At 37.5% G+C, this 12,499-nt stretch carries 9 protein-coding genes; 3 read left to right on the top strand and 6 right to left on the bottom strand.

The window, feature by feature from the left end:
- The first annotated feature begins 217 nt into the window (after positions 1 to 217).
- The gene (locus U736_RS0109065; RefSeq protein WP_015856518.1) at positions 218 to 1,432 is read left to right on the top strand and encodes an NADP-dependent isocitrate dehydrogenase; all 1,215 of its coding nucleotides are present in this window, start codon (positions 218 to 220) and stop codon (positions 1,430 to 1,432) included.
- A gap of 121 nt (positions 1,433 to 1,553) precedes the next feature.
- Complete coding sequence (locus U736_RS0109060; protein ID WP_015856519.1) at positions 1,554 to 2,981, top strand: MFS transporter; 1,428 nt, start codon at positions 1,554 to 1,556, stop codon at positions 2,979 to 2,981.
- Between the two features lie 43 nt (positions 2,982 to 3,024).
- Here U736_RS0109060 and U736_RS0109055 read toward each other — a convergent pair whose 3' ends face one another.
- Both U736_RS0109055 and tgt read right to left on the bottom strand, forming a co-directional pair.
- Entirely contained in the window at positions 3,025 to 4,224 is a 1,200-nt protein-coding gene (locus U736_RS0109055; RefSeq protein ID WP_015856520.1) for an MFS transporter, read from the bottom strand.
- A gap of 1,214 nt (positions 4,225 to 5,438) precedes the next feature.
- A complete protein-coding gene (gene tgt / locus U736_RS0109045; RefSeq protein ID WP_015856521.1) occupies positions 5,439 to 6,557 on the bottom strand; it encodes a tRNA guanosine(34) transglycosylase Tgt in 1,119 nt (372 codons plus the stop codon).
- A 1,020-nt stretch (positions 6,558 to 7,577) separates the two neighbouring features.
- On the opposite strand from tgt, the gene U736_RS13035 reads away from it, so the two are divergent.
- Positions 7,578 to 7,700, top strand: coding sequence for a hypothetical protein (locus U736_RS13035; RefSeq protein WP_274532009.1), 123 nt, complete (start codon positions 7,578 to 7,580; stop codon positions 7,698 to 7,700).
- A gap of 305 nt (positions 7,701 to 8,005) precedes the next feature.
- Here U736_RS13035 and U736_RS0109035 read toward each other — a convergent pair whose 3' ends face one another.
- From U736_RS0109035 to gyrA, 4 genes are read right to left on the bottom strand one after another with little or no spacing between them, the layout of a single operon-like run.
- Complete coding sequence (locus U736_RS0109035) at positions 8,006 to 8,518, bottom strand: peptidylprolyl isomerase (RefSeq protein ID WP_015856522.1); 513 nt, start codon at positions 8,516 to 8,518, stop codon at positions 8,006 to 8,008.
- An 18-nt stretch (positions 8,519 to 8,536) separates the two neighbouring features.
- Positions 8,537 to 9,130, bottom strand: coding sequence for a peptidylprolyl isomerase (locus U736_RS0109030; protein ID WP_015856523.1), 594 nt, complete (start codon positions 9,128 to 9,130; stop codon positions 8,537 to 8,539).
- 2 nt (positions 9,131 to 9,132) lie between these two features.
- Positions 9,133 to 9,639 (bottom strand): pantetheine-phosphate adenylyltransferase, encoded by a 507-nt coding sequence (gene coaD, locus U736_RS0109025; protein ID WP_015856524.1) that lies wholly within the window; start codon positions 9,637 to 9,639, stop codon positions 9,133 to 9,135.
- 24 nt (positions 9,640 to 9,663) lie between these two features.
- The gene (gene gyrA, locus U736_RS0109020; protein ID WP_015856525.1) at positions 9,664 to 12,447 is read right to left on the bottom strand and encodes a DNA gyrase subunit A; all 2,784 of its coding nucleotides are present in this window, start codon (positions 12,445 to 12,447) and stop codon (positions 9,664 to 9,666) included.
- Between the last annotated feature and the right edge of the window lie 52 nt (positions 12,448 to 12,499).

Below are 12,499 nucleotides of genomic sequence, written 5' to 3'. Positions count from 1 at the left end.
TTATCTATTAAACAGATTCTTCATCAATCATAGAATAATTATAGATTTGCAAACACATCACTTCTTTTCAAAAATTAAACCCTCCAACAAAATTTACACTCTATTGATCATAGATTCTAAAAGCTCATATTTGAGTGCTTTTTTCCCTTGTTTTTACTTTTCATTATAAACTTGAAAGTGCTATAAAGTAGTATCGCTTAAAAAAAAAGGACTTCTAATGGCAAAGATCAAAGTAGAAAAACCCGTTGTTGAACTTGATGGGGATGAGATGACTCGTATCATCTGGAAATATATCAAAGATAAATTAATCCATCCCTATCTCGACATTGATCTCAAATATTATGATCTTTCCGTCGAAAATCGTGATGCAACCAATGATCAGGTAACTATCGATTCTGCCAATGCTATCAAAAAATATGGGGTTGGTATAAAATGTGCAACCATCACACCTGATGAGGCACGCGTTAAAGAATTTAACCTAAAAAAAATGTGGAAATCACCTAATGGCACAATCCGCAATATTTTAGGAGGAGTCATTTTTCGCGAACCCATTATCTGTAAAAATGTCCCTCGCCTTGTTCCTAACTGGACAAAGCCAATTATTATTGGACGTCACGCTTTTGGTGATCAGTACAAGGCAACAGATTTTAAATTTCCAGGAAAAGGGAAATTAAGTATTAAATTTGTAGGTGATGACAATCAAGTTATTGAACATGATGTTTTTGATGCCCCAAGCGCAGGGGTTGCTATGGCTATGTACAACCTTGATGAGTCAATTCGTGATTTTGCCCGAGCATCCTTTAATTATGGACTACAAAGGAATGTCCCAGTTTATCTTTCAACAAAAAATACCATTCTAAAAACTTACGATGGTCGTTTTAAAGATATCTTTCAAGAAATATTTGATACGGAATTTAAAACTGAATTTGAAAATCGTAAATTATATTACGAACACCGCCTCATTGATGATATGGTTGCTTCTGCAATTAAATGGTCAGGAGGCTATGTATGGGCATGTAAAAACTATGATGGTGATGTTCAATCTGATATTGTTGCCCAAGGCTTTGGTTCTCTCGGTCTCATGACTTCTGTTCTTATGACACCAGATGGTAAAATTGTTGAAGCAGAGGCAGCACACGGCACCGTAACACGCCATTACCGTCAGCATCAAAGAGGCGAAGAAACATCAACAAATTCTATTGCATCTATTTTCGCATGGACGCGTGGACTGGCACACCGTGCTAAACTAGATAACAACGAAAAATTAAAAAACTTCGCCAAAACATTAGAAGAAGTTTGTATTAAGACCGTTGAAGAAGGTTTTATGACCAAAGATCTCGCGCTTTTGATTGGACCTAAACAAAAATGGCTTTCTACAACAGGTTTTCTTGATAAAATTGATGAAAATCTTAAAAAAGCTGTGAACAATTAAGTTATCACTTCATTTAAATTCCAAAGCTCTGCAAAAGGAGGGCTTTGAATCTTTTCTTGGCAAATTCAGATAACTGCCTTATAAATAAAAAAGGTCAACTCTTTACTGAATAGTAAAAACAGTGGAAAAAAAAAGCTGGTCTGCACTTTTATTAGGTAGAAATGGTATTCGCTTTTTAACGTTTATAGGCGGTGTTATATTGCACGCTACTAACGTTTATGTAGTTATTACTATTTTACCCTCTCTTATGAGTGATATTGGCGATGGACTATATTATTCTTGGGTGGCAACTGTTTTTATTACAGCGTCGCTCCTTGGGACTTCGCTTGCAACAAAAATATTAGAGAAAACAGGTCCTCGCAAAGCTTATGTGATCTCTGGTTTCATTTTTACTTTTGGTACCTTCATATGTGCTACAGCTTCGACTATGCCATTATTTCTAATAGGACGCTTTATTCAAGGATTTGGAAGCGGCTCTTTACTATCCTTATCCTATTCTATGGTGCGTCTTGTTTTTAGTCCATCTGTATGGTCACATGCATTGAGTATCATCTCTGGAATGTGGGGAATATCAACCTTGTTAGGACCAGCTATCGGTGGCATTTCTGTACATTATGGCGTATGGAGAGCATCCTTTTGGGTTATCGGCATATTAGCGATAATCTTCTTGCTCATAGCTCTTAAAGTTTTACCAAACGAAAATGAAAGAGAGATTCCAACATCTCCCTTTCCTCTCCTACAACTCTCCATACTCATCTTATTAATTTTTATTATTTCTGCTGGTGGTGCTATAAATACCACAATTGCGCAAATTTTCGGATTAGTTATTGGATTAACCCTTTTCTTTGTTCTAGCAAAGATCGAATCATCCACACTTCATCCCATGTTACCGCATAAATCCTTTTCCTTCTCTTCTGAGTTTTTTTCTATTTATGCATTGATACTCGTTATGACGACAGTAGTGTATAGCGTAGAGCTTTATTTTCCACTTTTTCTTCAAGAGCTTCATGGACAAGCCCCACTTATTGCTGGTTATATAGCATCACTCATGAGCTTGGGGTGGACATGCGGTTCTCTATTAAGTGCTGGTATATCCGCAAAAAAAGTTCGCAGCATCATTGTATATTCCCCCATATTAAGCCTTTTTGGTATAAGCAGTCTTTTATGGCTCATTCCAATAAAAGATTCTACATCTGAACATATTTTTATCATTTGCTTAGCATTGTTTTCTATCGGGATTAGTGCAGGCATAGCGTGGCCGCATTTGTTAACACGGATCTTACAATGTGCAAACAATGAAGATACTCTACGTGCTAGCGAATCCCTTACTTCTGTACAACTATTTTCAGCCGCATTAAGTGCAACACTTGCAGGAGCAATCACCAATTTTGCTGGCCTCTTTAATCCTGGAGGAACAGTAGGAATGATTTCAGCCGCCAAGACTCTTCTTGTCGTACTCATCGGTCTTTTATTTTGTCTTGGTATTCCATTTGCTCTACGCGTTTCCTATCGCATATTAAAAAACCCAACAGGACAATCAAATAACTAAATAAATAAAAAAATATTTTTTCTCTTAATAGTTAAAAGAAATGTTAAGCATGCTTCTCCATATACCATGAGACGCAAAAAATCATTAATCCACACAAAGTCAGAACACTTCCTAAAATAGCTGTATATTCATAACTATAGCCCAATTTTAAAACTAATGCTCCAGATTCTGCACCAAGAGCGTTGGCAATATTAAAAGCAGACTGCATTAATGCTCCTGCCAAAATCTGTCCCTGTAGTGCAACATCCATAATTTTTGTTTGTATAGAAGGCATAGCAGCAAAAGAAGTCCCAACAAAAAAGCATCCTACTGCCGCTGTTAACGGAGCATAGGATAAAAAGAAAAAAAGAAAAAAAACAAATACGCTCCAAAGCATAGAAAAAAATATCATCGGCGAAATACCAATTTTAACAGCTAATTTAGGCCCCAAGAGATTTCCTACCACCATTCCCAATCCAACTAGCGGCATGATAAATGGTACCCACTCAAGTGAAACACCAGAAATATGCATTAATGTTGACTTGATATAAGTGAAAACAGAAAATAATCCTGACGCTCCCACCGAAACCATAAACAAAAGAAGCCATACCTGCTTTTGCTTTAATGCACCCATTTCGTGCAAAGGATTCGTTTTTGGAAAACTTAAATCACAAGGCAAAAAATTCCAAATAAGCAAACAACATAATAAAGCAATCATACCAACAAGGACAAAAGCAATCTGCCAACCAATAAGTTGACCAATCCAAGTAGCACTGGGTGCTCCCAAAACGGTTGCAATTGTTAAGCCAAGCATAACATATCCAACAGCTTTAGAACGTTCTTTCATTTCTACCATTGAAGAGGCAACCATAGCCGCAAGTCCAAAATAGATTCCATGGGGAAGTCCACTGAGAAAGCGTAATACTACTAATATGCTAAAATCAGAAACAAAGGCACTAGCAATATTTGCTAAAGCATAAAAAAGCATCAATCCTATCAAAACAGTTTTGCGTGATACCTGAGCTGTTGCCACAGCTAAAAGAGGTGCTCCAATCACAACTCCTAATGCATAAGCAGAAATATATTGACCAGCGGTAGGAATATCAACATATGAACTTCGTGCCATCTCTGGCAGTAGCCCCATTGCAACAAACTCTGCAGTACCAATAGCAAAACTCCCCACGGCAAGAGCTAAAATTATTAAACGCCGTATTCTCGAATCAATTTCCAATGCAAGAACCTTTTGTTTATAAGAATCCGTCATATCATCACTTCTGGATAGGAGTTTTAACTGTAGATATCTGTAATACACACAAACAAAAATTCAAAATATTGTTATACGCATGCCCAATAGTCCCCAATAAAGTTTTAGAAATATTTTGATATATAAAGCATTTTATGAAGTTTTAGGTAAGATTCTTTAATGGAAAATCTTTGAAACCCTCAAGGTTATAGACGTATTCACCTATTTTTATCAGATCTGCCAAACAATAAACTTTGTCTCCTATTTTCAGCAGTTCCAATTTTACAGTGAAACCTTTATTTTGCAACGATATACTATACCCTATAAATAATTCTAAAATTTTTCGAATAATGCACTTCAAACAAGTGAACCACATCTCATCATTATCTTGATACAAAGATAAAACTTCTCCCAAAATTATTGTTGCATTATTTTTGTTATCTAAATGCAGATCCTCCAAATTGATAAGCTATAATTTCAACTTTACGCCATTCTTATAAATTATTATAGAATCTTTTAAAAACTCTCATGATAATAGTGCTTGGTTTCTAGATTTATTAAATATCCTCTTTTAGGCATCTTTACCCCTCCCTCCTCTAACAGAGGAATCGCATCAGATATCTAACTCATTATCTTTAAATTAAAATATTCACGTAAATATATTATGCTTATTTTCAGATAAATTCTATAAATAGAGCAGAAAACAAATATAATAAGTTTTATTTTAATATATTTATCGATATTTTATAAATGTGCTAATTATCGTGATTAATATTTAAATTTTTTTATGCCTTAAAATATATAATTATAATATTTAAAATGTTGTAATCTTATTTTAGTTTTCTTTTAATTTTCTAAAAATTTATCTATTCGATTGTATATAACCCATTCTTTACCTTTAGTAATAAAAAACACAAATTAGCTCATAAAAATACAATTTTCATACTTCTTTAATAGTTCGCTAACGCCTCATTAACATTGTTGCTTTAAACAGTCATCAGAAACAGAAATAAACTGTTTTTCTCCGGATCAGGTAGCGCGTACCGGAGTAACAGTTTCTGTTTTATATAGTAATTAGAAAAAGAATATATGCCCTATAAAACCGCACTGCTATATCTTAGGATAGTGGAATTTATAATTTTGGAAGGTGTTTCTAATTTCATATTTTTAGCTAAATTTGTAAGTGAAAGAATAAATTCAATAAAAAAATGAAACGCTATATTACGATTAATATTTTAGCGTCCTTGTGCCCATAGAGCACGCGTTTCAGCGCAAAAATCAGCATAACAGCCTTCTTCAATGGCATCACGAATTCCCTGCATCAGTTGTTGATAATAAAAAAGATTATTCCAAGTCAACAACATACCCCCAAGAGATTCACCAGATTTGATCAAATGATGCAAATAAGCACAACTATAATCATGTGCTGCTGGACAAAGTGACTGCGGATCAAGAGGATGTGGATCTTCTGCATAACGCGCATTACGCAAATTAATTCTACCAAAGCGGGTAAAAGCTAAACCATGACGTCCTGCACGCGTCGGCATAACACAATCAAACATATCAACACCACGAGCAACACTTTGTAAAATATCATCAGGTGTTCCTACTCCCATAAGATAGCGTGGTTTATCCTCTGGTAAAATCGGACAAGTAGTATCCAATACTGCTGTCATAACACTCTGCGGCTCACCAACAGCAAGCCCTCCAATAGCGTAACCTTTTAAATCCATTTCTTTTAATGCTTGAGCAGAACGTTCACGCAGTTTCATATTATCACCACCTTGAACAATCCCAAACAATGCTTTATCTGGCTGATCTCCAAAAGCTGTTTTACAACGCTGCGCCCACCGCAATGAAAGTTCCATAGCTTCTTCCATTTCTTTTTCAGTTGCAGGTAATGCAATACATTGATCTAACTGCATCTGAATATCCGCACCAAGAAGTTCTTGAATTTCGATAGAACGCTCTGGACTCATTTCATAGTAAGATCCATTAATGTAAGAACGAAAAATAACACCTTGTTCAGTAATTTTACGGATTCCCGCCAATGACATAACCTGAAAGCCACCAGAATCGGTTAAAATAGGTCCACTCCAGCGTGAAAATTCATGTAATCCTCCCAAACGCGCAACACGTTCAGCTCCTGGACGTAACATTAAATGATAAGTATTCCCTAAAATGATATCTGCACCAAGATCACGTATCTGATCCATATACATAGCCTTAACAGTTCCCGCCGTTCCAACAGGCATAAATGCGGGTGTACGAACACATCCTCGCCCCGTTATAATTTCGCCTCGACGTGCATACCCATCTTGAGCAATTTTTCTATAATGAAATGTCTTTATCATAACTCTCGTCTTTTTGATTCCATCAATGCATATCTCTATAGAAAGAAAAAAGATATCCCCTTACGAGCATTGTCATAAGCTTTATGAATTAATTTTTGATTCGCTCAATATTGTAACCAGCATAAAAAATTAAACGAGATAAAAGAACATTTCTTGTTAAGAAATCACCATAATAAAGTGATAATCTAGCTCCAGAAAAATAGTAAAATCTTTATAATATCATACCTCAAAATACCTACGCTTAACGCACTAAATCCTTAATAGAACTGCAAAATTATTATCACAATAATCTCATCTTCACATACTTCCATAAGCAGTAACTTTGTACGTATAGAAGAAAAATCTGAACGCATTGTACAGCTTACAATATTCTTTACTTTTACAGATAAAAATTTTTCATCTACTGGGCACGGCGATCCTCACGCTTAATAAAAGCACAAATGAGCATAATCATTTATCCCCTCACAATATTGAGATAGCTCTTGGCACTTGAGATAATTCACAAAAGAAATTAACGTGTAAATAAAAAAACTAAAAATGCTTTTTGTAAAGATTCTCAAATATCAAAAGCTCTATCGTAACATTAGAGGCTGAAAAAGCGTATGATGGTCCCCTCTTGCTCCTTCACAAGCTTTAAAGATGGTGGTGCATAATAGATTTATACTATTTATAGCTTTAAAACTATACACACCACGAACCTCATTATGGAAGTGAATGTTGATATGTACTGAGAAATGCTTCTTAAAAAAACACGTAAATGTGCAACATTAAGTATATTCCGTTTGGAGCGTTCCTCTATTAAAAAACGAGAAAAATAAAAGCGTAAGGCTATGCATAACCTTCATTATTTAAATGATATCGCTTTAGATACTTTTTAAAAAAGCAAAGCTGAATTAAAAAGAATATGGCAAGACTAGCCATTTATTTCACCTCTGCGCCTTTACATTCTTCTAAGATTAAACTGTCTTCTTGTTTTAAAGATGACACCAATGAGATATACACAAACGCTGATTTTCCACCTTGCTAGGCAAAACTGGAGAAGCTCATAAGGCTCTTATCCGTATTAATATGTGTGCTGCTGCATTAGGATTGGATGTTGATTTACAAGCAGCAACAAAAGCACACGCTCTCTCAGGAAAGTAACATCATAAAACCATTAATAGACCGACAATGAATTGAAGAGAAATGCCGAATTTTTTATAAAACACTTTTCCAAACAACAACCATAACACAACAGACTTTGCGTTTTCTTATTCTGACAGGTGTTTGTACAAATCCTTCGCATTATACTCTTCAGGAAGATCCGATTGAAGGAAATATATGGACAATTCTTAGCTCGAAATTATAAAAGGTAAGCGTGATACTACAAAAAAGTTTTGTGTGCTTTTATTGATCAGAAAAGAGTATTTTTTCTTAGAAACTTACAATTGAAGTCAGTATAATTTATACTATTTTGCATCCGCAGCAATAACGGCTTTGGTAATTGAATCTGGATCTGCAACAGGTTCACCACGTTTAATTTTATCAACATTTTCCATACCTTCAACAACCTGTCCCCATATGGAATATTGACGATCAAGCCACGGAGCATCTGCAAAACAAATAAAAAACTGAGAATTAGCAGAATTTGGATTCTGACTACGTGCCATAGAAACTGTACCACGCTTATGAGAAAGATTTGAAAACTCTGCTGTTAAATTTGGTTTTTCTGCCCCCCCCATACCCGCACGGGATAAATTGAATTTTTCACTATCCTTCTTTCCAAATTGCACATCGCCAGTTTGCGCCATAAAACCATCAATAACGCGATGGAAAATAACATTATCATAAGCACCTTCACGTACCAGTTCTTTAATACGTGCAACATGACAAGGCGCTAAATCAGCCAAAAGCTCAATAACAACTCTGCCCTTTGTTGTTTCAAGAATTAAAGTATTCTCTGGATTTTTATTCTCAGCCATATGGAAAGCTCCTTTGATTCATTTCTCAACTTGTAAAGTAGCAGCATTAATAACATCAGGATTTTTTACAGATCCATTATTGCTTGTCGTACCTTTTTTTATTTTATCAACAACATCCATCCCCTTTATAACCTCTCCAACAACCGTATACTGACCATTTAAAAAAGCAGCATCATCAAAACAAATGAAGAATTGAGAATTCGCGGAATCCGGATCTTGTGACCGTGCCATCCCAACAGTACCACGCTTAAACGGCTGCTTTGAAAACTCTGCCGGTATATTGGGATAATTTGAGCCTCCCATACCAACGCGTTTCAGATCAAAATCTCTACTGCCTTTTTTTCCAAACTTTACATCACCAGTTTGTGCCATGAAATTAGGAATAACGCGATGAAACACAACATTATTATAGGCCCCCTCTTCTGTTAATCTTTTGATTTGCGCAACATGTTTTGGCGCCAAATCAGGACGCAGACGAATAATGACATCACCATCTTTGAGAGATAAAACAAGGAGGCTCGCATCACTTGCTGGACTAGAATTACCGGCGACAGCGAATAATGAAAAAAAACAAAACACACATATCACAACAGCAAAAATTCTACGAGACACAATTATTCTTCCCTAAAAGATTGGAATTTCGAACTCAAAGCTTGTGCAATATTGGGCGGCACAAATGGTGTCACATCACCTCCCATAGAGGCAATTTGGCGTACCAATGTAGAAGTTATCGCACGCCCAGAAACGCTTGCCGGCAAAAAAACAGTTTGCAATTCAGGAGCCATAACGCCATTCATCCCTGCCATTTGCATTTCATAATCAAGATCAGTACCATCACGCAATCCACGAATGAGAAATGAAGCACCAACTTCACGCGCCTTCTCAATTAGAAGGTTGCTAAAGGAAAGAACCTGCAATCGATTAGAATCCGCACCAAAAAAGTCTTTCCCTACCTGCGTAATGAAATCAACACGCTCTTCAAAGCTAAAGAGTGTTTTTTTGTCAGCCTGTATCCCTATAGCGACGACCACCTTATCAGCTAACACAAAACACCCTTTCAAAACATCAAGATGACCATTTGTAAGAGGATCAAAAGAACCTGCGTAAAGAGCAATTTTCATGATTTTACTCCATCCTCTTCAAAATTATTTTTCTTCGCTCATATCAACTGTATCAGAATGCTTCTCACCTTCATCATCTAATGAACTCGTATCATCTTCAGGTTCAGAAATACGTTCAACCGATACGACTCTTTCACCTTTGGCTGTATTAAAAATTGTGACTCCCTTAGTTGAGCGCCCAGCAGTACGAATTCCCTCAACAGGAACACGAATAAGCTGTCCCCCATCTGATACCAACATAATTTGATCTTGCGCCTTCACCGGAAAAGCCGCTACTAATTTACCAATTTCAGCTGTTTTAGATGGATCCGTTGCACGAATCCCTTTTCCGCCACGTCCGGAAATCCGAAACTCATAGGACGAAGAGCGTTTACCATAACCAAACTCGCTCACCGTCAAAAGCATTTGTTCACGTGCATGAAGTTCTGCATAACGTTCATCTGTTAACTCTGTTTCAGCACCCCCATCTTCCTCATCAAGAGTTACAATATCTTCAACATCAGCATCTGCACCAAAAGCACGCCGTTCATTCATTACACGTTTAATATAAGCAGAACGCTCAATGGACGTCGCCTCGACATGCTCTAAAATTGTCATCGAAATGACTTTATCGCCTTTAGCTAAATTGATACCACGAACTCCCACAGAATTACGCCCAGCAAAGACACGAACATCAACAACTGGAAAACGGATACATTGTCCATTGGCTGTTGTTAGAACAACATCATCATGTTCTGTACAGGTTTCAACAGAAAGAATTTCATCTTCTTCATCAAGTTTCATTGCAATTTTACCATTACGATTAACTTGAACGAAATCTGATAATTTATTACGACGCACAGTTCCACGTGTGGTCGCAAACATAACATCCAATGCACTCCAGCTCGCTTCATCTTCAGGCAAAGGCATAATCGTTGTAATACGCTCACCTTGTTGTAAGGGAAGCATATTGATCAAAGCCCGCCCACGCGATTGGGGTGTACCCAGCGGCAATCGCCAAACTTTTTCCTTATAAACAATCCCACGTGATGAAAAGAAAAGAACCGGAGTATGCGTATTGGCAACAAACAATCGCGTTACAAAATCCTCATCCTTCGTGGACATACCAGAACGCCCCTTACCACCACGTCGCTGTGCACGATAGGTATTAAGAGGCACACGTTTAATATAGCCACTATGACTCACCGTTACCACCATATCCTCTGGTGCGATCAGATCTTCACTCTCCATCTCAGCGCTACCAAAACCAAATACGGTACGTCGCGGCGTTGCAAATTCCTCACGAAGAGCACTCAACTCATCCTTAACAATACACATAATGCGTACGCGTGATGCCAAGATATCAAGATAGTCAGCGATATCCACGCCAATTTTATTCAATTCATCAGCGATTTCATCACGCCCAAGGGCTGTCAATCGTTGCAAACGCAATTCTAAAATAGCACGCGCCTGTTCTTCAGAGAGATTATAAGTACCATCCTCATGAATAATATGACGAGGATCATCAATAAGTTTAATCAAAGGCGCGACATCCATTGCTGGCCAGCGTCGCTCCATTAACTGTGCACGTGCTGTCTGCGGATCAGGAGCTTTGCGAATAAGTGCTATAATTTCATCAATATTGGCAACAGCAAGGGCAAGACCAACCAAAACATGTGCTCGCTCACGCGCTTTACGCAAAAGATATTTTGTTCGCCGACTGACAACTTCTTCCCGAAAAGAAACAAATGCACGAAGCATATCAAGCAACGTCATCTGTTCGGGTTTTCCCCCATTCAAAGCAACCATATTACAACCAAAGGAAGTTTGTAGCGGCGTATACCGATATAATTGGTTTAAAACAACTTCCGCAACAACATCTTTCTTCAGCTCAATAACAACCCGATATCCATCACGATCAGATTCGTCACGCAAATCAGAGATTCCCTCAATGCGTTTATCGCGCACCAATTCGGCCATTTTCTCAATCATCGTTGCCTTATTAACTTGATAAGGAATCTCACTCACAATAATTGCTTGTCGACCACTGCGAATTTCTTCGATCTCAACTTTAGCACGCATAATGATTGAGCCACGCCCTGTTTCATAAGCTGCACGGACACCAGAAAGGCCGAGGATAATGCCCCCTGTAGGAAAATCTGGACCAGGAATAATTTCAATTATTTTATCGAGTGTGATATCGGGATTATCAATCAAAGCGATACAACCATCAACGACTTCACCAAGATTATGGGGAGGAATATTGGTTGCCATTCCCACAGCAATCCCCCCTGACCCATTAACCAAAAGATTGGGAAAACGCGCTGGTAAGACAACCGGTTCACGCTCACGCCCATCGTAATTATCCTGAAAATCAACAGTATCTTTATCTATATCAGCTAAAAGTTCTTCTGAAACTTTTTCTAAACGACACTCAGTATAGCGCATAGCTGCGGGTGGATCACCATCAACGGAACCAAAATTTCCCTGACCATCAATCAATGGATTTCTTAAAGAAAAGTCCTGCGCCATACGCACTAAAGCATCATAAATTGAAGCATCACCATGGGGATGGAATTTCCCCATAACCTCACCAACAACACCAGCAGACTTACGATACGACTTATTGAAAGAAAGCCCCATCTCATTCATAGCATGAAGGATACGTCGATGAACAGGCTTAAGACCATCACGAACATCAGGGAGTGCACGTGAAACTATCACGCTCATCGCATAATCGAGATAGGAGCGTTGCATTTCATCAATAATACTGATTGGTTCAATACCGGTTAGCACATCACGTTCTGGGTGTGGAGTAAGATCGGTCACAATTTTAAAACTTTCAAAAAAGAATCATTTCACTTTATTTATATCGAAAAAT

It is taken from the genome of Bartonella grahamii ATCC 700132 (assembly GCF_000518085.1).
Classification (GTDB): Bacteria; Pseudomonadota; Alphaproteobacteria; order Rhizobiales; family Rhizobiaceae; genus Bartonella; species Bartonella grahamii.
This window is presented reverse-complemented; position numbering and strand designations above follow the sequence as displayed.